The sequence below is a fragment of the Halorubrum sp. CBA1229 genome (assembly GCF_003721435.2).
Lineage (GTDB): Archaea > Halobacteriota > Halobacteria > Halobacteriales > Haloferacaceae > Halorubrum.
Window position 1 is genome coordinate 293,491 of the sequence record NZ_CP054586.1, and the last position, 21,908, is coordinate 315,398.

The window sequence follows — 21,908 nt, forward strand, 5'->3', positions numbered from 1 at the left end:
TTTTAATGCCCGAAAGCGGCAGTCTAGCGATTCGCCGGAGCCAGAAGGGGCGAATACCCGTGACACCGCAACTAATCTATACCAGCAGAGAGGGTAATTGAATGGAATGGCGACAGCTCACGAGAACTATATCGACGGGGAGTGGATTGAATCGGAAAGCGGCGACACGTTCGAGGTCCACAACCCCGCAGCTCCCGATGAGACGATAGCGAGCTACCAGCAGTCCAGCGCGGCGGACGCCGTCGAGGCGGTCGACGCGGCGGTCGACGCGCAGGACGAGTGGGCGGCTACGCCCGGCCCGGAGCGCGGTCGCATCCTCCGGCAGGCGGGGATGATCCTCGCTGATCGGAAAGACGAGCTCACCACGATGCTCGTCGAAGAGGAGGGGAAGGCCCGTCCCGAGGCGGCCGGCGAGGTACAGCGCGCGATCGACATCTTCCACTACTTCGCCGGGAAGGCGTCGGACCTCGGCGGGACGATGAAGGCCTCCAGCAGCCGTGACACGACCCTCTACACGCGCAAGGAGCCGGTCGGCGTCGCGGCGCTGATCACGCCGTGGAACTACCCTATCGCGATTCCGGCCTGGAAGCTTGCCCCTGCGCTCGCAGCGGGGAATTCCGTCGTCATCAACCCCGCGAGCGCCGCCCCGGGGGTCGTCCTCGCGGTCACAGAGGCGCTGGACAAGGCCGGGCTCCCCGCCGGCGTGCTCAACGTCGTGACCGGCCCCGGAAGCGAAGTCGGCAACGAGTTCATCACCAGCGAGGGCACCGACGCCGTCTCCTTCACCGGCAGCGGACAGGTCGGTGAGCTGGTTTACGATCAGGCCACGGACGCCGGCAAGCGGGTCCAGACCGAGATGGGCGGGAAGAACCCCACGCTGGTCACCGACTCAGCCGACCCTGCGGAGGCCGCCGAGATCGTCGCGACCGGCGGCTTCGGGACGACCGGCCAGTCGTGTACTGCGTGTTCCCGCGCGGTCGTTCACGAGGACGTGTACGACGAGTTCGTCGACGAACTCGTCGACGCGGCCGAGGCCATCGACATCGGTCCGGGGGTCGACCACGAGATGGGGCCGCAGGTCAGCGCCGACGAACTGGAGTCGACGCTGGAGTATATTGACATCGCTCGCGATGAGGGGGCGACGGTTGCCGCGGGGGGCGGCCAGCCGACCGGTGAGGCGGTTGAGACCGGCCACTTCGTCGAACCGACCGTCCTGACCGATGTTGAAAACGACGACACGATCGCGTGCGAGGAGGTCTTCGGCCCGGTCGTCGCCGTCATCAAGGTCAGCGACTTCGACGAGGGGGTCCACGTCGCCAACGACGTCGAGTACGGACTCTCGGCCAGCGTCGTCACCGACGACCACACCGAGGCCAAGCAGTTCATCGACAAGGCCGAGGCCGGTGTCGTGAAGGTCAACGAGAAGACGACCGGATTGGAGCTTCACGTTCCATTTGGCGGGTTCAAGCGGTCCTCCTCGGAAACGTGGCGCGAGCAAGGCGACGAGGGCTTGGAGTTCTACACGATCGAGAAAACCGTCTACGACAACCACTAACGGCAGTTGCATGGCGGTTCACATGAGGTCAAAGTGAGGCTCGGCGTTTTCTAATAGCGGAGGCCGCTCATCAGACCGGTTGTGTTACGTTTAGCATCGGTTCCAGCAGACGGTGACAGCTCGGGGCCATGATTCTTCTGTCGTCGGCTCCGCATTTTGAATGTATATAGGAACAAATAAGTATATTTTTCTACCTCTAAAAATATGTGTCTCACCGCATTCCGATTACTATGGTGAGCGAGTTAAAATCTGAGTGAGATCCGCACGAGTGTAGCTGCGGGATCTTGACCATCAGCAACGAAGACGCGTTCATCGTTAACGTGTTGATAATCACCAAACTTCGAGAGAAACAACAGCGGGAGTCGTTGATTTTGGGTCAAAAATACGTCAACGTGGAGGATTTATTTGTACGGGGGTCGACAGTAGTGTACAGCCAGCATCTGTTGGTGCCGATCTGAATCGCAGTCTTATCGACCGGAACGTGACTCGACTCGCACCGTCAGTTAGCTGTCGATCGGCTTCTGAACTAAGTTGTGAATTGCTGTCCTGGGTCGTCTGACACCCAATATATCAAGATAGTATTTTATATTAAAAATCGATAGTTCAACGAGGTACAGTTGAATACCGGGTTCAATAATCTCGTGGGGTCTCAGCTCTACGAACTCCAAACCGATCTACTCAGTACCGTCGGTGAGACGGGCGCAGTCGCCGATCGCTTTGGAGCAAGAAGATCGGAGCAGCCGGTGCTCAGCCGCCCTGTATTCCTAAGACATCTCTCAACTGCGCCGAGAAGGTAGTGCTATACACAAAACCGCAGTAACCCCACTTGGTTAATGTAGCGGCGTGTACTCGAAAATACGAGTGAGAGCGGACCCGCGACCGTGGCGATCTACGCCAAGGTCTCGACGTCGGACCGGGACGTGTCCCGGTAGCTCGAGGAGGTAGGAGGAGTGAACACCTAGAGCGTCTCGGTGTCAGAGACGTTGAGGTGTATTCGGGGGGCAGTCAGCAAGACGTGGATCAAACAAGATTAAGAGTATATCGCGACATGCTCACGGAAGCGTAGGTGATCTAGAATGAGTTCCCAGAAACGGGTAGGCGTTGTGCTTGCAGGCGGATACTCTACCAGGTTCGGCGAGCAAGAAAAGGCGCTAGCAGAACTAAATAAACGTCCCCTTATAGAGAATCAAGGAGAATACCTGCGCCTTTAGGCGCAGGATGAATCCGACAACACCTGCACAACCCACCGTCGATAGCAAGGCCGGATATTCTACGCCAGCCGACACTATTAATAAAACAGCATCCATAACCAGTTATGAAGCCAGAAATGAGTCGAACCATCCGAACCTTCGAGGCTACTATCACGAATCAGCAACAGGTTCGTGACGACCTTGACCAACTCGGATGGGCCGCCTCAAAACTCTGGAACGTCGGTCGCTACTACGCACAAGAACAGTGGGACGAAACGGGCGAGATCCCCGATGACGGGGAACTCAAAGCCGAACTCAAACGCCATGAACGCTACACGGACTTACATTCTCAGTCCAGTCAGCGCGTTCTCGAAGAACTCGCTGAAGCGTTCAACGGCTGGTTCGGCAAGCGTCGGAACGGCGACGACCGTGCCAGACCGCCCGGCTACCGCAAGAACGGAGACTCCCACCCACGTTCAACCGTGTCGTTCAAAGCGGCTGGCTTCAAGCACGACGCACAGTTCACCCGTGTCCGCCTCTCGAAAGGCCTCAACCTCAAAGAACACCGTTCAGACTTCATCCTGTGTGAGTACCAGACTCGCCCGGATGTTGACCTGACCGAGTGGGACATTCAGCAGGTTCGCGCGATCTACAAGCGCGACGAGTGGCGACTACAATTCGTCTGTCGCACCACTATCGACCCGGACCCACCGGGCGACGAAGTGGCCGGTGTTGACCTCGGGATGTGCAACTTCGCCGCCGTCTCGTTCGGCGGTGAATCGATGTTGTATCCCGGTGGCGCACTCAAAGAGGACGAATACTACTTCACGAAAAAGAAGGCTAAGTGCGACGATTCCTCGTCTCGTGTGGCCACCCGTCTTGACCGGACGCGGAGGGGTCGTCGGACACACTTCTTGCACGCACTCTCGAAAGCGATTGTCGAGGAGTGCGTCGAACGAGATGTCGGGACTCTTGTCGTTGGCGACCTCGGCGGGATCCGAGAGGACGACGAGAACGGCGAGTCTCGGAATTGGGGCGACCACGGCAATCTTGACTTGCACGGGTGGGCGTTCGACCGCTTCACGGCGCTACTTGACTACAAGGCGGAAGCCGAAGGCATCGACGTGGAGTTGGTGTCGGAACGCGATACGTCGAAGTCGTGTTCAGCATGTGGTCACACGGATGACAATCAGCGTGTGGAACGTGGGTTGTACGTCTGTGAGGCGTGCGATACGGTTGCGAACGCGGACGTGAACGGTGCGGAGAACATTCGACAAAAGGTACTCCCGAGTCTCGCCACGGATGGCGGCGATAGGGATAACGGCTGGTTGGCACAGCCAGCGGTTCACCTGTTCGACCGCAGCGAGGGCCGTTTCGCCCCACGAGAACAGGTCGTGAACCGCGAACCATAATATCCCAACTCAGCGGTGCGGTGCCGTGGGATTCCCGCGTCTTCAGGCGCGGGAGGATGTCAATACCCACGTCGTCACGAGAGTGGACCCGACAGTCGATCGAATACTCATTAATTGTCGACGAGACCAACAGGCAGACTTCAAGAGCGCGCTTGATTCGACAACGGCAGACGTCGAGTTCGTCTGTGACCCGGTGCCGGATTCGGGACCCGCAGCTGGACTGCGGACCGCACTCGAAACCGTCTCCGAACCAGTGGTTGCCGTGGTCGCCTGTGATATGCCGTTCCTGGACTCATCGTTCTTAGACTGGTTGTTCGAAAAAATGGACGGCGCAGACGGAACTGTTCCATACGTCGACGGAACACCCCAGCCGACTCACGCGGTCTTCACAACGGAGCCTACTCGACGAGCTGCGGACGACGCAGTTAGGACCGCGTCCGGGAGTCTGCGGGATATCCTCGATCGACTTGACCTCGGTGAAATCCTAGAGTCCCGAGTGCTGGAACAGACTAACAAAACGACTTTCGTAGACATCAACACCCCGGCAGATCTGGTAGCGTGGACTGACACCGATTCGGCTCCGTTGAGACGCATGGACTAGCTGCTCCGAGACGGCCCGCCGACAGCACCATCCGCAGCACAGACTTGGGCGTACCCGACGCTATTCTCCTCAGTGTTTGCTTCGTTGTACCTTGACGACGCAGCGGTCGGAATCGCTGAGCCGCTCAGTCGAACGCGGCGAAACCGGCGAGCACGCGTTTCACGTCGGGTTAGACAGACCTGCGGCGTGTTGACGCACTTTATCAGATTCTATTTATCAGCCTATAACCGAGAATTTGTATGAAGGTACTCGGTGTCGCCGGACCGTCTGACTCCGGAAAGACGACCGTCGTTGAAGGGCTTGCTGCCCGACTCAGCCAGTGCGGGACGGTCGGGACTGTGAAACGGCTTACTCACGAGCCGGACATCGACACCGACGGGAAGGATACTGCGAGACACCGAGACGCCGGATCAGCGCACACAGTCGGGGTCACCGACGGTGGCGAATGGTTCGGTACCGGAGACGGTTGGACGCTTCCTGGTGTATTGGACGACTTTGCGCCAGAGTGCGACTACGTGATCGTCGAGGGGTTCAGTGGAAGCCACCTTCCGAAGGTGTCACTCGGCGATAGATCGACAGCGTCCCCGGTCGTGGCTACGGCCGCTGATGCCGACGCTCTGGACCTCGACGAGGTGGCGGCTATTGTCAAAGACCTCGCGTCCTACGAGACGCCGGCATCTCTCGTAGTAACGCTCCGGGACTCGCTTCGACCGAAACATTACGAAACTACCGCGACAAGCACTATCCCAGCAGCAGTAGTAGCCTCCGACGACGGGGTGGCAGCAGAGATCGAAGCGGCCAATCGCCGCCTCCGTTCTGTAGACGGTGTTTGTGCGGCATGCGTTCATCACCAGCGGTCGCTCTTCGACGGCCGTGACGACGTCGTTCATCTGGCAGTACTGGCAGAGGGCACTGTCAGAGCAAACGAGGCGATCGGTGGCGAAATCGAACGACTCGTCAACACTGGCTGACTACCTGCGCATACGCAAGTGGTTCAAGATCGTCGTCAGGATCGTCGATATTGGGCAGTACTTGAAAGGCGTGGAGGTGAATTACCAGAATTGGCGAGAGAATGCCTTTTCGTCAAAGAACGGCCGGCATCAGCCGTGAGCGAGTAGGGTGGTGTAGTTCACTCGTGGGGAGATATCACCCTAACACCTCTCGAGTCGTCGCTGCCAACGATTTATAGTACTGTTCACACGTTTCTTCTTCGACAAGCCCCAAGAATTCTTTAGTCCAAGTATTGAGGTGTTCGTCACAGAACTGGTCGAGGCGCTCATCGAACCCTTCTTCTGCTAGGTACGCGGCGAACTCTAACTCCGTCGCGATATGGTCTGGAAGGTCCGAATGGTCCTTGGCGGGCTGGACGCCAAACTCTTGATACCAGCGCATGACCGCTATTGTGGCTGGTCCCTTGACTGGACCGAGTTCGTCAGGGTCGTCGCGGTCGCGGTAGACACTCTCGTACGGCGGACATGGCGGTCCTGCCGGGCCGATAAACAGCCGCGTGTGTTCGGTTCGAAGGTCCTTGAGGTCTACCGAACCGAGGTCGCCGAACACCGGTTCTAACTCACCCGCTTCAACGGCCGTGACGAGCCGGTGGCTGGGCTCCCGCCAACACTCGGCGAGGACTGCGTACATCGCCGCTACGTCTGACTGGAGCGCATCGCTTTCGGCGGTTCGTTCGGCCGATCGCTCGCGTTCAGTCAGTGCGTCGGTTTGGTCGGTCATTGGTCGTGTTTTCCGCCGTCGGCTGCGTACGAGGGCTCTGTGTCGACTCGCTGAATTGGCACGTACTTCAGACCGAGTGTGACAATAAGCGCCCCGAAGGCGATGATGCCGAGGGTAACAGCGATCTCAACGAGGGTCGGGGTGTAGGCCCCTGCTGTCGCCCAGATATCGGTCGTAATACCGGTGTACTCGCCGCCGAGCGAGATGCCGGGCGCAGAGTCGATGTTGGCGACCTCGTACCCCGTGAACACGAGGCGAATCCCCTCGAACATCGTCCCGATGACCGCGAGCACGCTCGCGGTAAAGATAACTGACACGCGCTTTCGGAGAGGCGGGAGTGCCAGCAGAGCGAGTGGGACCGCGCCACCGACGACGGTCCACAGCCAGAAGTACACCGAGTCTCCGATCAGGAAGTTACTCATGATGGCCCAGAACTCGAAGTGATCCGCCCAAGCGTGTGGTAGTCGCTCGGCCGCTAAGAGGTACACCACGTGGAAGGCGAGGAAGATCCCGAGGATCTTCCCGAGGCTCGTGAGCTCCTCTCGGTCGACTTCGAAGTTCGTGTACCGGTCCGCGAGGACCGACACGATCAACAGCAGGCCGAGCCCGGAGACGAGTGCTTTCGCGATGAACACCGGGGCGACGAGCGGGCTGAACCAGTCACCGCGACCGACCTGCGTCGCGAATATCCAGCCCGTCACCGAGTGGAGCGCGACCGCGGTCGGAAGCGCGACTGCCGCCGTCCAGAACATAAGCGTTCGATCGCGCTCACGGCCCGCCTCGGTGTCTTTGAAGCCGAGCGCGAGGGATGACCCACGTGCGGCTAGGTCACGACGGGTCAAGAGCCACAGGTACCAGAGGTTTAACAGTCCGTACAGCAGGACGATACCGAAGTCCCACACCATCGGTGACCGGAAGTCCGGTGAGGTGAAAAATTGGTATATCCGCCCCGGACGACCGATGTCCGGCAAAATGAGCAGTCCCGCAACGATGATACACGCGAGGCTGACCAGCACTCCGAGCCGGGCGAACCCCTCGTAGCGGTGCGAATGGAAGAACTTCGGCGCGCTACTGATGATGAGTCCGCCTGCCGACAGCCCCACGAACAGGACGAACATCATGATGTACAGCCCCCACGAGAAGACGTTGCGCATGCCTGTGGCGATCAGCCCTGTCGTGAGCTGATACCCCCACGCAGCGATTCCAGCAGCCATGAGCGCGACGAGCAGGCCGATCCAAAGCTTGCCCTTTCCGCCGAAAGAGGGGATCGCGACCCGCGACGACTCGGTATTCGCTGCCATCAGTCGTCACCTCCCGATTTCGCAGGTGTAGCGTACGGAATCTCGCCACCCTCGACCGAGTGGCTGCTACTGCTCGACTCGCCACCAACACTATCGGCTTCCTTCGACGGAACATCGTCGTCACCGTCGGACCACGGCGAGACGTCGTCGAGTTCGCTCTCCATCTTGTCCGACGTCTGCGGGCGTCCGGGGCTCATCTCACCGCTGATGTAGTGCGTCTTCGGCTTCGTCCCGCGGTCTTCGAGTAACTGATCCGTCTCGTACTCGTTGATATACTTCGAGACCGTGCTGGTCTCGTCGTCAAGGTCCCCGAAGATACGCGCGTCTGCCGGGCAATTGACGACGCAGGCTGGATCGAGGCCGTCCTCAACGCGATGGCTACAGAACGTACACTTCTCGACGACGCCCTGCGGTCGCGCCTCGACGTCCCCCGTCCCTTCTTCCGGCATGTGTTTGGGTTCGTCCCAGTTGAACACCCGTGCGTTGTACGGACACGCCGCCATACAGTAGCGACAGCCGATACATTTGTCGTAGTCGATCTCGACGATGCCGTCGTCACGGGTGTACGTCGCGTTGACCGGACAGACCTTCACACACGGCGCGTTCTCACAGTGTTGACACGCCGTCGGCTGGTACTGCATGTCCAGCGATCCACTCCCTCCGTCTTCGGGATAGCCACCCGACGGGGTATCCATCTTCTCGCCGCCCTCAGTGAGAACGCGGTTCCAGAACTGTCCCATTGGAACGTTGTTCTCCTGTTTACACGACACTGCGCACGCTTGACAACCGATACACCGCTCTTGGTCGATTACGAGCCCGTAGTTTGTCATTGTTAGTCACCTCCGGTGGGGGCAGCTTCAGCACCAGCTCCGAGCGGGTTACCGGATTCGTATTTGTCAGTATCGACGTCGTCGGGAGCGGGTTCGACCGCCACACGGACGTCGTAGAACGCCATCGTCTGGCCGACCTCGCTGACCTCGTTGTGCGTGAGGTCTTGGAGGTGACCCTCGACGAAGTCGCGACTCCACCACCCCTGGTCGGTGTTGACCAGGCCGGGCTGGAAGGCATCGTTGTATTTCGCCTTCACGACCATCTCGCCGCGGTCGTTGTACACTCGGACGTACTCGCCATCCCCGATACCGCGGGCCTTCGCGTCCTTCGGGTGGATGTCCAGCTGCGGTTCGGGGTTGATCTCACGCACCCAGTTCAACATCTCGTACTGCGAGTGGATGCGGAACCGACTGTGCTTCTGCATGAACATCAGCGGGTACTCGTCGGCCTGCTCGTAGTCGTCGGCAGTCCGATCTTCGAGCGGTCGCGGAACATCGAACGTCACGCCCTCCTCGCTTGGGGCGTCGTCGTCGTACATCTTGATGCGCCCCGTTTCGGTGGGGAACTCGTCGGTGTACTTGACTATCGGAACGCTCTCTTTCTTTTGCGTCCCCTGCTCGAACAGCGTGTCGAAGTCGATGTCGTCGTCTCGGCCGGCGAGCTTCCGGAGCATGTCACGTTTCGTCTCCGGGAAGCGATCGCCGTACCCGAACCGCTCCGCGAGTCCGCGGATGGCATAGTAGTCGTCTTTGGTCTCCCACATCGGTTCCTGCACCTTGTGGCGGTAGCCGAGATGCGGATGGGACCCCCAGCCGGAGCTGATATCTTCCTGCTCGAACCAGTGGGGGACCGGGAAGATAATGTCGGCGTGCTGGACCGTGTCCGTGTGGTGCATGTCTGCGACCACGTACATCTCGAGGCTTCTGATGGCCTCCCTGAACCGCTGTCGGTCCGGGAACTGGTTCCCCATCATGTTCGACTCGATAGAGTAGACGGCTCTGATCTGGTGCGGGTCGCCGTCGATCATCGCGTCGGGGTAGTTGGGGAAAGTCAACGATGGGCCGGGGTCGGCATCCTCTGGACTAGCCCAGTTGCCGGCGGCGAGCGTCGCACCGCCAGAGTGGTGGGCGTGAATGTTGCCGTGCCGACCGTAGTCGCCAGTCATCCCCATCAACATGGCGTACGCCTGTCCGAAGATGTGGCCGTGCTTGTACCGCCCGAGTGCGTAACTCGGAGCGATACCGCCGGGACCACGGGTCGCCAGCCACCGGATCGCAGTCCGGATGTTCTCGGCGTCGACACCGGTCGTCTCTGCGACCTTCTCGGGCGCATAGTCTGCCACGTGGTCTCGGAGCCGAGTTAGTGCCGTCTCGCACTCGACGCCGTCGACGGTGAACTCTCCGAAGAGCGCGTACGCGCCGCCGGTTTCGGGTTCCAGTGCGACTGGGCCGCCGCTACCCCGTTCGACGGCGACGACCTGTTGTTCGCCGCCGTCTTTGAAGACGTCGCTCGCCTTGAGCAACTCCCCGGTGTCCTTGCGGATCAGCGCCGGTGCGGTCGTCCGTTTTCGGAGGAAGTCCTCGTCGTACGTCTCGTCCTCGAAGACGGTGTGCATCATCGCGAGCGCGAGGTGTACGTCTTTGCCGGGCTCAACGGGGAGCCACAGGTCCGCTTTCGACGCCGTCGTCGTGTACACCGGATCGACGACGACGAGTTTCGCCCCGTTCTCGATCGCGTCGAGGATCTTCGAGGCGTCCATCTGGAACTGACTGGAGAAGATATCCGATCCCCAGACGATGATCGTGTTCGCGTTCTCCCAGTCTTCGGCCTCGTTCGTCGGTGGGAGGAAGGCACCGACACCAGTGACGCGGTTGAACCCGCGACCGACGTTGGTGTCGATACCCCAAGCGGACTGGGTCGCGCCGAAGAGCGAGGCGAGCCGCTTGAACGATTTCCCCGACTGCCCGTAGTTCCCCGATCCCTCGTGGAAGAGGACGCTCTCGGCGCCGTGGTCGGCTTTTAATGACTGCATCTTGTCGGCGACGAGGTCGAGCGCCTCGTCCCACGAGACGCGCTCGAACTCCGCGTCCGGACCGCGTCCCTGGGGATTGGGCTCGTCAGGCGACCAGTCCGCCCGCTTCATCGGGTACTTCAGTCGCGTCGGGTCGTACACGCGTTGGGTGTGCGACAGCCCGAGCACGCAGGCTCGCTTGTACTGTTCGTCTTCCGGTGGATGTGGTTCGATCTTCTTCACCTGACCGTCGCGAACGTGAACGTCGATCGGACACTTCCCCCTACAGTTGGGCGAACAGACGGTCTGGACGACGTCGTTTTGACCGACAAAGCTCTCGATCCCGGAGGTCGACGGCTGGTCTTTTTCTTTCTCGACGAGGGTCTGGAGAAACCCGCCACCCCCAACTCCGAGGGCGGCAGCGGCTCCACCGGCCTTCAGTACGTCCCGTCTGTACGCTTTCCCGTCAGTCATCCTCGAACCCCTCCGGCTTCGTCGGGCGTGCGTCCTCGCCGAACTCTTCCAGTACCGCTTCGTGGTACTTTTCGTGGAACTCGGCGTCAGTCAGCTCTCCATTCGAGACCCGAATCGCATCACGAGCCATCTGGACACCGAGATCAGTGTCATATTCGACATCATCTAGCATCGCTTCAGCTTCATCTTCCCACTCATCGATCGGCGTCAGTCTCGGCTGCTGTGGGTCATCCATGGCTCTATCTGTATATTGTGAGTAGACTGCGATACGACTCGCGCTGTATACTACAGCATCTTATATACACCGCGGGTTATCGGTGAACAATTATTATATTATGACACAGATAGAATACTATCTTGGTATTTCTCACGCTTATCGCCGCACATCGATGACCGTCCCGAGAGTCGGACAGCTTACCTGAAGGCGGCGAGCGCGAGTTTCGACTCCACCGAGCTCAGCCGCTGCGACATCGCCGACTTCGTGATGTCTAGGTCTGCAGCGAGTTCACCGACGCTCGTCTTCCTCGGCGTCTCGTAGTAGCCCGACGAGACCGCCATCGCGGCCGTCTCCCGTTCGGTCTCGGTCAGCGTGGAGAGGTCGAGGGTGACGCGGTTCGACCGGTCGCCGTCGACGGAGTCGACCCGCGTGAGACGGCGCAGCGAGAGGTCGTCCGTCGCCTCTCTGAGATCGTCTATCAGCGCGGAGAGGTGGTCGCGGTCCGGGAGGAACGCCTGAATGACAACGGCCTCGTCGGTGACCTCCGTGATCTTCGGAATGCAATCGTAATCAAAGAAAATTGGGCAGAAACACTCAGATGTGATCTCGGTTTTCGAGTGACGGATCTCGGTGTCAGTCGAGCTTCCCTCCGTTTCGTCGTCGTGAGCCCGCGCTGTTTCCGTGTGACACTCTCCGTCGGAAGACTGTCGGTCGATCCGGTCAGCGTCTCGGCCGTAGACCTCGACGGGACAGGCGACCGCGCCAGACGCAGACAGCTCGAACTCGACGTAAAGGCGACGGGTCTCTTCCGTGTCCCCACTCTCTCCGTTCGACGATCGCTCTGTCATTTCCACAGTCGGCGTGTTTGATAAACGATCATAAGACGTTGTCTCAGGTTATCGGCCTTTAGAACGGCCGAGAAGACAAGACAGGTCAACTTGTTGATCACTCTGCATCGACAATATCGTCGATCCACGTTAGCACTGCCACCGCCTTCGGAAACCCGATCGTTGGCACGGCCAGCAGGGCGACGTGTCGCAACGCCTCGGGATCGGCACCCTCCTCAAGCGCTCTCCGGACGTGGGAGTGGACGGCTCCCTCCGACCCAGAGCCGGCCGCCAGCGCCAGCTTGACGAGGCGTTTCTCTTCGCCTTCGATCGGGCCGGCTTCCGAACAAGCCTTTCCCAAAGCGGCGTACTCGTCCCACACCTCGGGGAATTCGGCCGCGAGATCGCCAGCCTTTGCCGGGAGTTCGTCGGTGTCTTCGACAGCATCAGACATACACATACTTCCGGAGAGCAGAGGTAAAAACCGAACCGAACGTTTCCACGACGTGACGATACCTCCCCGATCGGTTCAGCCGGGTCGACCGATCACTCCCTCCGGCCAAACGCAATCGTCGAATCCAGTAGCTCTTCGCGGGCCATCTCCTGCACTACCCGCCGAACAATAGTCGCCTCGGCGCCATGGAGACGTTGTGAAACCGCGGACTTGGAAACGTCGAACTCGTCCGCGAGATCCGTGAGCGTCACCTCCCGCGGATCGGCGTAGTACCCGGCCTCCACCGCCCGAAGTAACGTCCGGCGCTGTACCGCGGTCAGTTCCCCGGGATCGACCGAGACCGTCGACTGACCCTCGTCACGGATGTCACGGATCCGTACCCCTTCGATGTCGAGATCCGCAATAGTACCTAACACGGCCGCGACGTCGACACACGGATCGATCTCTATCACGACCGTGTGTCCGTCGTCGCCCGCGTCGTTCGTGACCATCGGTAGATCTATGCCATTATGGTGTACTGAAAAGAACAAACCAGATCTGGTGAATTATGTGGGTCATTAAATATCTCTCTCAGATCTTACGGGTCATCGCTTCCCTGAACATGACGTTCACGCGGCGCGGCGCCTGTTCGCAGGATTCACTCTGGTCGGTGCGGCTGTGTAGGGTCGGAATTTGCCGATAGATTTTAAACCCCTGTAATATACAGGCGTATGTCTTGGGTCGTCGGGTTATAATTGATAGATATGCATCGACACCGTGGCGGCTGCCGGGCGTCGACAGATTCGAAGTTCGGCTTCTGGTTCGAGACGCACCACGACTGGGCGGCGTTCGTCGAAAGCGGCGCCAACGAGACCGTAGTCGACGGGGGCGAACCGCAACTATCCGCCTCTCAATTTAATTCGGGGATCTAATAATGACCTCTACCCTTCGTAACGCGCTCGCCCGAGTCGAGGATCCGATCCTCGACGACGACATCGTCTCGCTCGGACTCGTCGGCGACGTCGAAGTCGACGGCGATACCGCTCATGTCCCGCTCGCTCTCGGCGCCCCACACTCGCCGGTTGAGACACGGATCACCGAGGACGTTCGAGCCGTCGTTCGAGACGAAGGATACGAACCCGTTCTCTCGGTCGAGATCGACGATACGACACCTGCCGGCCAGATGGACGGCGCACCGAATGTGATCGCCGTCTCCTCCGGTAAGGGCGGCGTCGGCAAAAGCACCGTCTCGGTAAATCTCGCAACGGCGATGGCCGAGCGGGGGGCCAACGTCGGACTGTTCGACGCCGACGTGTACGGCCCTAACATCCCGCGGATGCTCGGCGTACAAAGTGAACCGGGGAAGGCGGAGGACGACGAGACAATCAGACCGGTCGAGAGCCACGGACTCAAACTGATGAGCATCGGTTTCCTCGTCGGTGACGCCGATCCGGTCATCTGGCGGGGCGCCATGGTCAATAAGGTACTCACAGAGCTACTACACGACACCAACTGGGGAGATCTCGACTACTTCGTCGTCGACTTGCCTCCGGGAACGGGAGACGTACAGCTGACCTTGCTCCAGCAGATAGGGGTCTTGGGTGCGCTCGCCGTGACGACGCCGCAGGACATCTCGCTGGACAACGCCCGAAAGAGTGTCAGGATGTTTGACAAACATGACACGTCAGTACTCGGCGTTGTCGAGAATATGAGCGGGTTCCTCTGCGACGAGTGCGGGACTCAACACGACGTGTTTGCGACCGGTGGAGGTCGACGACTCGCTGACGAGTTCGATCATCCGCTCCTCGCAAAGATCCCCCTCGATCCCTCGATCCAAGAGAGTTGTGAAGTCGGTGAACCTGTCGTCACCGATGGTGACTCGGAACCGGCGAAGGCATTCCGCGATCTCGCTGAGCAGACGATGGATCAAGTCGGTCGAGAGCGGCGACGTTCGCACGCCGATGGTGCCGCCGACCTCCAACCGGAACCGTAGTCACACAACCCGGTCACCGGAGAGCGAACAACAGCAATCGCCACCAAATTGGGTGTCGAAACTGAAATCGGTCGCACGTGACGTGGAGTCGGCGATGAAGTAATTATAGATGGTAACTTCTCACGAAATAGTAACGGGAGTCGATTATATGCCGCCAGTAACTGAAGTATTCACCATGCAATCGCGTTCCCGGCGGTCGGTCCTCACGGCACTCGCCGGTGGGGGTGGGCTCGGGATCGCCGGCTGTCTCGGTGGCAAAGACTCTGTTGCCGTCCTCGCCGCCGGCAGCCTCGCAATCCTCGTCGATGACCACCTTGGGGAGCGGTATGAGTCTGAGACAGGAGTCGCTTGTCATGGGGAGTATTACGGCACGAACGCGGTGATGAGAATGGTAACCGGCGGCCGGAAGTATCCAGATGTCGTCGTGAGCGCGGACGCCGAGTTATTGCGCGACCGACTCTACGACACCCATACCGCGTGGGATATCTCGTTCGCGTCGAACGCTATCGGGATCGCTTATGCCCCAGACACGCGGTTTGGGGAACGGCTAGAGGCGGGCGATCCCTGGTATGAAATCGCACGCGACGCGGACGACGGCGACCTTGCGATAAGCGATCCCAATCTCGATCCCCTCGGATACCGTGCCGTCCACGCGTTCCAACTAGCCGAGCAGGAACACGAATTCGATAGCTTTGCCGAGGACGTCATGAACGCAGCGTACCAGGAGCCAGAGGAACCGCAACTACTCGCCGGCGTTGAGACTGGGAACCGCGCTGCCGCGGTTGTCTACCGGAACATGGCCGCTGACCACGGGTTGCCGTTTCACCCGTTCCCAGAGACGTACAACTTCTCGAACCCAGAGTACGCCGATCACTACGCAGAGGCCTCGTACACGACGGATGAGGGGTACACAGCGACCGGGAGACCGATCGTGTACAATGCGACGGTGCTCGAAAGCGCGGACTCACCAGAGGCCGGACACGAGTTTGTCCGATTGCTCGCGAACGCTGATGACACCTTGCGCGAGAACGGATTTGAGACAGACGGGTTTCCGAGCACGCACGGCGACGTTCCTGCCGAGGTGACGGACGGATGAGCCTCGTCGACGCGACCCGGTCAGTTATAAACTCCCGGCGGCTGCCGCCGCTGCTGGTCTTCGGACTCCTCGGCGGGATACTGCTTGTCTACTTTGCGCTTCCCTTCGTAGTGTTTCTCGGCCGAACCGGATCGGTTCCTGTCGTCGAGACACTGCTGGAGACATCGAGCACCACGGCGGTCCGGAACTCGCTTCTCACCGCGCCGGCTGCAACCGCGGTCGCGACTGCGTTCGGTGTTCCGCTTGCGTACGTCCTTGCGCGCAAAACGTTCCCAGGAAAACGGCTTATCGAGGCGCTCGTTGTGCTCCCGCTCGTTGTCCCGCCGGTTGTTGGTGGGGCGATGCTGCTCAGCGTGGTGGGGCGGTTTACACCGATCGGCGCCGCCGCAGCACGCGCGGGGGTACCGCTGACGGGCAGCCTGCTTGGCGTCGTCCTCGCTCAGATGTTTGTCGCCGCGCCGTTCGTAGTGATTACTGCACGCGCCGGGTTTGGCGCCGTCGACGAACGGCTCGAACAGGCGTCTCGGTCACTCGGATATGGGCCGATAGCCACGTTCAGACACGTGTCGCTTCCGCTCGCGAGCCGAGCGATCGTCGCCGGGATTGTGCTCACGTTCGCGCGGGCGATGGGCGAGTTTGGCGCCACGATGATGGTCGCGTACAACCCTCGGACGATGCCGACGCGTATCTGGGTTGACTTTATTTCCGGCGGGATCGACGCGATCGTCCCACTCGCGCTCGCTCTGTTGGCGGTCACGCTTGTCGTAGTTGTTACAGTACAACAATTCGCTGGCGTTCCAACAGTGGTGGAACGATGACCCTCAAACTTGACGGGCTAAGCCATCGATACGAGAGCGGACGTGCCCTCAACGATGTGTCGCTTGCCCTCGACGACGGAGAACTCGTTGCGCTGCTCGGACCGAGTGGCTGCGGGAAGACGACCGTCGTCCAGGCGATCGCCGGACACCTCAACCCAACGGCTGGACGAGTGTCACTCCGCGAAATCGACGTCACCAGCGCCCCGCCGGAGAACCGCAACGTTGGACTCGTTTTTCAGCAGCCGACGCTGTATCCGCATATGACTGTCAGCGAGAACGTCGCGTACGGCCTGAAAAGCGATGATCTCTCAGCCGAACAGGTGAGTAACCGCGTCGATCGGTACCTCGAACTGGTCGAACTCGCTGACCGACACGACGCGTCTCCGGAATCGCTGAGCGGAGGGGAGAGCCGCCGGATCGAACTCGCTCGTGCACTCGCTCCCGAACCGGATGTTCTCCTACTCGATGAACCGCTGTCGGCACTCGATAAGGGACTGCGTGCGCGGCTCCGCGACGAGATCATCCGAGTCCAGCAGGAAACTGGCGTGACGACGCTGTTCGTCACCCACGATCAGGAAGACGCGATGTCGGTTGCGGACCGACTCGTCGTACTCCGCGACGGGGAGGTTGTCGCGTCTGGACCGCCCAGAGAACTCTACGACTCGCCGCCGACCCGGTTCGTCGCGTCGTTTCTCGGACGCTCGAACGAACTCTCAGCAAGGGTCGAGAGCGGCGAGTCGTCACTGGTGACAATCGGCGGGACCGACTTCGCGGTCGACGCTTTGACGGACAGGCTCACTGATGCACCCCGAGCAGCTATTCACGTGCGCCCCAGTGACCTGACTGTGAGATCTATGACACGGTCTGGAAAGTCGTCAAGTGAGATCGAGAGCATGTCGGACCGGTCAGGCGTATCGGTCGATGGTGGGGCACCCAACGAGCGACTGGGAACGATCAGGATGCCTGGGACAGTAGCACACGTACGCGACGTGGGGCGCCGCTACGACGTGTGCGTCGAGGTCGACTCCGGCGAGTCGGTGACCGTCGAGCGGCATCGTAGCGGACTCCACGAAAATGAACGCGTGACCGTTACCGCCGCAGTGAGCGACCTCACCGCATTTCCCGTCTCAGAACGAACCTCTGACTGATTCTAACACATCCAGAGACAAAGACTCAAATAGTCAATTAGAGTATAATTCAACATCATGCTCCCAGACGATCTCCCAGTTGATCGCCAGAAATTGCTGACGTAGGAAACAGACTGCTGGCAGTGTAGCGAACAAACGCCTGTGGTCTGGCCCCGAGGGGGACCATCTTGATACGCCTCTCGGAGATATATTGGCGAATTACGAAACTCCTGTTAAACGGGTTTACAGCAATACTCTCGGCAAGAAAGTCTGGGGGAACGTCTGTCAGCACTGTGAGTCTTACCAAGGGAATCATTTCATCCAGCAAAAGGCACTGGAGATTGACCCTCCACTGGTAGACTGTCCATATTGTGGAGATGAACACGAATGGAGCCTGGACCAAGGGATGGGTGGGTCATTCGGACAGGGATGGGTCTCATGTCCAGAATAAGGTGAAATACCGGTTGGTGACCCAAGGGGAGAGTGATGAATCAATTAGCTCCATACGGGGCCAGATCAGTAGTGTTTCAAAACCCGAATGAGTAAATTGCGACATGTACGATCTCACTGGCTTTCAGCGCGATCTGCTGTACGTAGTTGCCGGACTTGATGACCCCCACGGACTCGCGATCAAAGACGAGCTCGAGGACTACTACGAAAAGGAAATCCATCATGGTCGGCTCTATCCGAATCTCGACACACTCGTTGAGAAGGGACTTGTCGAGAAAAGTCAGCGAGACCGTCGAACCAACGAGTACACTACCACTCGTCGGGGCAACAGAGAAATTGAGGCGCGAGCAGAATGGGAAGCTGAGTACATCGACCACGACGGCTGAACCGTCGCGATCGAGAACAGCCTAGCTTTGCCGCTTCACACTCTCGATGGCAATGATAGTCTGTGCCGCCGTGTCGTCGAGCACCTCATACATCTGGTAGTTACCAATACTCCGGTAACAGTTAATAATTCTCACTCGACTGGCCGTAAAGCACGATCTCCCCCACTTATTCTGAAGATAGTCCAGCTCCCCGCTGAAAACACGCGGAACGACTATAATGAATTCATCGAGCAAAACGAACGGAACGAGAAAAACGAATGTGTTGAACGCTACTCGATGAACATAACGAGAGAAACGAACAAAACGCATAGAAACGAGTTCGTAGATAGCAACGAGTGTGTTTGCTTCAACGAGTGAAACGAACACTCAGTTTTAATAGCGTAGTAATCCTTTCACCGAGTGAAATACCCTCACCGAACGCACCGAACTAAACGACCAAAATGATAAAAACGAACGAAACGAACATAACGAGAGAAACGAAGATAATGACCGACACCAATACTGCACGAATCACGGTGGCGAATCAGAAGGGCGGCGCGGGGAAGACGACTGACGTCATACACACAGGCGGCGCACTCGCCGCCCGAGGCCACGACGTCCTCCTGGTCGATATCGACTATCACGGGGGGCTCACCTGCTCGCTTGGCTACAACGAACTGTACTACGATACCGACCGTACGACGCTGTTCGACGTCCTCGACTTCGATCAGATGGAGTCGGTGAACGACATCATCGTCGAGCACGAGGAATTCGACATCCTCCCCGCCAGCGAGAAGCTCGCGAACAACAAGAACATCCAGACGTTGCTTGAAGCGCCGAAGAGTCGCGAGCGCCTGGAGATGACGCTCGACGAACTCGAGAAGGACTACGACTACATCATCGTCGACACGCCGCCATCCCTGAACGTCCTTACCGACAACGCCCTGGTCGCGACCGGCAACGTCGTCATCCCCGTCATTCCCGAGAAGCTCAACGCCAACAGCCTCCAGATTTTCGCGAAGCAGCTGAGCTCCCTCGAACCGGCATACGGTGACATCAATCGGCTCGCGATTGTCTGTAACCGTGTCGAGCAGAACAGCGAGCACCGCGATACCATCGCGGAGATCAAGTCGGCGTACTCCCTCCCAGTGTTCGAGATCCCGAAGCGGACCGACCTCTCCCAATCGATTGGCGAAGGGGTGTCCGTCTTCGGCTTCGGCAAGGAGAACCAGCGCGTCGAGGATGCACGCGACTTGTTCAACGAAATCGCCGACCTGTTCGACGAGACGTTTGAGAAGCCCGCGCCTGAGGAGGTGACAGCATGAGCGACGGTTGGGGTGATGCCTCTGGCATCGAGGGGAACTACGACGAGGAGGACGCTGAGACCGAGTCCAGTGAAACGGTGGAACCCGGCTCATCAGTAGAAACGACCGAATCGACCGCAACGAGCGAAACGAACAAAACGAACAAAACGAAGATAAACATCAAGGACGAGTGGAACGGACGGACGATCTACATCCCTGATGATGTTCTCGACGAGATGGAAGATACCTATCTCGAGTCCCAATTGAAACTCCGACAGGCGGGTCAAAACGAGTTCAAGAAGAATCGCCACTTCTACCCGTTACTCGTCCAGTTCGGTGCGGAGGCGCTCTCTGAGGCCGATGCTGAGGACATACAGGCGCGGCTTTCGGAACTTAACAACGACTGACTCCAGAAAATGAGCCGGTTTCCCTTGACGAGTCCGTTCAGCTCTCGTCCTCGACGGCTGTGAGCGCACCGCTTAGTTGAGTTTGCTCTCCAGGACCTTCGCTACGGTGAGCACCGGGTCCCACACCGGGCTGAACGGGGGTGCGTACGCGAGATCGAGGGAGGCGAGCTGGTGGGCCGTGAGCTCAGTGTGCAGCGCCGTGGCGACGGTGTCGATACGCTTGGCGACACCCTCACGGCCGACCATACTCGCCCCGAGGACGCGGCCGCTCTCGCGATCTCCGAGCATCGTGATCTCGATTTTGGACCCGCCGGGGTAGTAGTGGGCGCGCGAGGGCGCCGTAATCGTCACAGACACGGGATCAAAGCCGGCCGCACGGCCCCGCTCCTCGTCGACCAGCCCAGTACGGGCGACTTCAAGATCGAAGGCTTTCACCGCAGCCGTGCCGGCGATGTCGCCGACAGGCGTTGGGGCGCCGGCGAGCGTCTGACCGATGGCGCGTCCGGAGCGGTTGGCAGTCAGCGCGAGGGGGACGTGATCGGGCTTGCCGGTTACAACGTGGGTCGCTTCGGCGCAGTCACCGGCGGCGTAGATATGGTCGTCGTTGGTCCGCCCGTACTCGTCGGTCGCGATCGCTCCCGTATCCCCGAGCTCGATACCCGCATCCGCGGCGAGTTCCGTGTTCGGTGCGACGCCGACACCGACGAGGGCCAGATCAACGGGAACAGCCGCGTCGCCGGCGGTGATAGCGGAGACGCGCTCGTCGCCACGGATCCCATCGATCGCTGTGTCCAGGTGCAGGTTGACCCCCTTCTCACGGAGGTGATTTTCGACCGTGGCGGCCGTCTCAGCCCCAAACGGCTGGAGGGTGTGAGGCAACATTTCGAAGAGATGGACGTCGAGCCCGTGCTCGGCGAAGGCTTCGGCCATCTCGATACCGACGTAGCCGCCACCGATGATTCCAACCGACTCGGGGGACTTGGCGTCGGCATACTCCGTCGCTGCCTTGCGAGAGTCTACTGCGGGGGTCTCGACACCGAGGGCTTGTCGGATGTCGGCTCCCGCACCCATGCTGTGGAGGGTGAACACGCCCTTTGTGTCCATTCCGTCCAACGGGGGCTCGACCGCGCGGGCCCCTGTCGCGACCAGTAGGTCGCTGTACGACTGCTCGAACTCACCGTCGGGGCCGTCGACGGTCACTGTCCGGGCCTCGCGATCGATGGCTGTCACCTCGTGGTTCGTCCGGAGGTCGATCCCACGCTCTTCGATGAACTCCTCCGGCGTCACTGCGACGAGATCCTCCAGCGTCTCGACCGCGCCCTTCACGTAGTAGGGGAGGCCACACGCGCCGTACGACACCCACTCACCCCGCTCGAACACGATGACCTCCCGATCGGGCGCATCGCGGTTGAGTTTGCTCGCAGCACTCATCCCTGCCGCGTCACCGCCGACCACGACTACTGGTGCTGTCATACAGAAACCTACAATTGTATCGCTATTAAAGTATTGTAAGTATTCTACAATATCGGTGGCGATATCCTTAGAGTAATCCGAGATAAACGCGTCTGAACTTCATTTAGAGTGAGATCCGTATTCTCTCTCGATAGTCTAGGATACTTTATTGTGTATTTAGAACAATATCGACTGTGTGAACATCATCAGAGACTGGGTCGACAATACCGAGATACACCGACGCCAGACAGACCGGTATTTGGAGGGGGACCCGTCGTCAACGCTCATCCTTGAGTGCCCGTGTGGGCTCAAC

At 59.5% G+C, this 21,908-nt stretch carries 21 protein-coding genes and 1 pseudogene; 13 read left to right on the forward strand and 9 right to left on the reverse strand.

All coding sequences use genetic code 11. The features are described from left to right. Positions 1-106: 106 nt before the first annotated feature. From Hrr1229_RS17670 to mobB, 5 genes and pseudogenes are all read left to right on the forward strand, one after another. Positions 107-1,555, forward strand: coding sequence for an aldehyde dehydrogenase family protein (locus tag Hrr1229_RS17670; RefSeq protein ID WP_123115007.1), 1,449 nt, complete (start codon positions 107-109; stop codon positions 1,553-1,555). Between the two features lie 1,076 nt (positions 1,556-2,631). Beyond that, positions 2,632-2,736, forward strand: a pseudogene (locus tag Hrr1229_RS17675) (NTP transferase domain-containing protein); the annotation flags it as partial. Positions 2,737-2,882: 146 nt separating this feature from the next. Next, the gene (locus tag Hrr1229_RS17680) at positions 2,883-4,157 is read left to right on the forward strand and encodes an RNA-guided endonuclease TnpB family protein (RefSeq protein ID WP_123115209.1); all 1,275 of its coding nucleotides are present in this window, start codon (positions 2,883-2,885) and stop codon (positions 4,155-4,157) included. A 25-nt stretch (positions 4,158-4,182) separates the two neighbouring features. After that, positions 4,183-4,758 carry a molybdenum cofactor guanylyltransferase gene (locus Hrr1229_RS17685; protein ID WP_158606095.1) on the forward strand — a complete coding sequence of 192 codons (576 nt, stop codon included), beginning with the start codon at positions 4,183-4,185 and terminating at the stop codon, positions 4,756-4,758. 239 nt (positions 4,759-4,997) lie between these two features. Beyond that, a complete protein-coding gene (gene mobB, locus Hrr1229_RS17690; RefSeq protein WP_123115010.1) occupies positions 4,998-5,729 on the forward strand; it encodes a molybdopterin-guanine dinucleotide biosynthesis protein B in 732 nt (243 codons plus the stop codon). 175 nt (positions 5,730-5,904) lie between these two features. On the opposite strand, the gene Hrr1229_RS17695 is transcribed toward mobB, so the two are convergent. The 8 genes from Hrr1229_RS17695 to Hrr1229_RS17730 all read right to left on the reverse strand — a co-directional run bounded on the left by Hrr1229_RS17695 (position 5,905) and on the right by Hrr1229_RS17730 (position 13,095). Continuing rightward, complete coding sequence (locus Hrr1229_RS17695) at positions 5,905-6,489, reverse strand: molecular chaperone TorD family protein (RefSeq protein WP_176329451.1); 585 nt, start codon at positions 6,487-6,489, stop codon at positions 5,905-5,907. After that, entirely contained in the window at positions 6,486-7,790 is a 1,305-nt protein-coding gene (gene nrfD, locus Hrr1229_RS17700) for an NrfD/PsrC family molybdoenzyme membrane anchor subunit (RefSeq protein WP_123115011.1), read from the reverse strand. Before nrfD ends, Hrr1229_RS17695 begins: the two co-directional genes overlap by 4 nt. Further along, on the reverse strand, positions 7,790-8,620 hold the full coding sequence (gene dsrO / locus Hrr1229_RS17705) for a sulfate reduction electron transfer complex DsrMKJOP subunit DsrO (protein WP_123115012.1): 831 nt from the start codon (positions 8,618-8,620) through the stop codon (positions 7,790-7,792). Before dsrO ends, nrfD begins: the two co-directional genes overlap by 1 nt. Before the next feature lie 2 nt (positions 8,621-8,622). Further along, on the reverse strand, positions 8,623-11,106 hold the full coding sequence (locus tag Hrr1229_RS17710; RefSeq protein WP_176329452.1) for a molybdopterin-dependent oxidoreductase: 2,484 nt from the start codon (positions 11,104-11,106) through the stop codon (positions 8,623-8,625). Beyond that, complete coding sequence (locus Hrr1229_RS17715; RefSeq protein ID WP_123115014.1) at positions 11,099-11,341, reverse strand: 4Fe-4S ferredoxin N-terminal domain-containing protein; 243 nt, start codon at positions 11,339-11,341, stop codon at positions 11,099-11,101. Before Hrr1229_RS17715 ends, Hrr1229_RS17710 begins: the two co-directional genes overlap by 8 nt. A 179-nt stretch (positions 11,342-11,520) precedes the next feature. Then, positions 11,521-12,171: a helix-turn-helix domain-containing protein gene (locus Hrr1229_RS17720; protein ID WP_255212608.1), complete on the reverse strand. Its 651-nt coding sequence runs from the start codon at positions 12,169-12,171 to the stop codon at positions 11,521-11,523. A gap of 97 nt (positions 12,172-12,268) precedes the next feature. Beyond that, positions 12,269-12,604 (reverse strand): carboxymuconolactone decarboxylase family protein, encoded by a 336-nt coding sequence (locus Hrr1229_RS17725; protein WP_123115016.1) that lies wholly within the window; start codon positions 12,602-12,604, stop codon positions 12,269-12,271. A gap of 92 nt (positions 12,605-12,696) precedes the next feature. Beyond that, positions 12,697-13,095 (reverse strand): helix-turn-helix domain-containing protein, encoded by a 399-nt coding sequence (locus Hrr1229_RS17730; protein WP_123115017.1) that lies wholly within the window; start codon positions 13,093-13,095, stop codon positions 12,697-12,699. Positions 13,096-13,347: 252 nt separating this feature from the next. On the opposite strand from Hrr1229_RS17730, the gene Hrr1229_RS17735 reads away from it, so the two are divergent. The 8 genes from Hrr1229_RS17735 (at position 13,348) to Hrr1229_RS17770 (ending at position 20,143) form a co-directional block, all read left to right on the forward strand. Next, a complete protein-coding gene (locus Hrr1229_RS17735; RefSeq protein ID WP_158606096.1) occupies positions 13,348-13,515 on the forward strand; it encodes a hypothetical protein in 168 nt (55 codons plus the stop codon). Between the two features lie 2 nt (positions 13,516-13,517). Next, on the forward strand, positions 13,518-14,576 hold the full coding sequence (locus tag Hrr1229_RS17740; protein WP_176329453.1) for an Mrp/NBP35 family ATP-binding protein: 1,059 nt from the start codon (positions 13,518-13,520) through the stop codon (positions 14,574-14,576). Between the two features lie 175 nt (positions 14,577-14,751). Beyond that, positions 14,752-15,672, forward strand: a complete 921-nt coding sequence (locus Hrr1229_RS17745) for an extracellular solute-binding protein (RefSeq protein ID WP_123115018.1) — start codon at positions 14,752-14,754, stop codon at positions 15,670-15,672. Next, entirely contained in the window at positions 15,669-16,490 is an 822-nt protein-coding gene (locus Hrr1229_RS17750; RefSeq protein ID WP_123115019.1) for an ABC transporter permease, read from the forward strand. The genes Hrr1229_RS17745 and Hrr1229_RS17750 overlap by 4 nt, the downstream gene beginning before the upstream one ends. Continuing rightward, positions 16,487-17,638, forward strand: coding sequence for an ABC transporter ATP-binding protein (locus tag Hrr1229_RS17755; RefSeq protein WP_123115020.1), 1,152 nt, complete (start codon positions 16,487-16,489; stop codon positions 17,636-17,638). The genes Hrr1229_RS17750 and Hrr1229_RS17755 overlap by 4 nt, the downstream gene beginning before the upstream one ends. 533 nt (positions 17,639-18,171) lie before the next feature. Next, on the forward strand, positions 18,172-18,453 hold the full coding sequence (locus Hrr1229_RS17760; protein ID WP_123115021.1) for a helix-turn-helix transcriptional regulator: 282 nt from the start codon (positions 18,172-18,174) through the stop codon (positions 18,451-18,453). 485 nt (positions 18,454-18,938) lie between these two features. Continuing rightward, positions 18,939-19,757 carry a ParA family protein gene (locus Hrr1229_RS17765; RefSeq protein WP_123115022.1) on the forward strand — a complete coding sequence of 273 codons (819 nt, stop codon included), beginning with the start codon at positions 18,939-18,941 and terminating at the stop codon, positions 19,755-19,757. Next, entirely contained in the window at positions 19,754-20,143 is a 390-nt protein-coding gene (locus Hrr1229_RS17770; RefSeq protein ID WP_123115023.1) for a hypothetical protein, read from the forward strand. The genes Hrr1229_RS17765 and Hrr1229_RS17770 overlap by 4 nt, the downstream gene beginning before the upstream one ends. A gap of 72 nt (positions 20,144-20,215) precedes the next feature. Here Hrr1229_RS17770 and Hrr1229_RS17775 read toward each other — a convergent pair whose 3' ends face one another. Next, positions 20,216-21,616, reverse strand: coding sequence for an FAD-dependent oxidoreductase (locus tag Hrr1229_RS17775; RefSeq protein WP_176329454.1), 1,401 nt, complete (start codon positions 21,614-21,616; stop codon positions 20,216-20,218). Positions 21,617-21,908 lie beyond the last annotated feature (292 nt).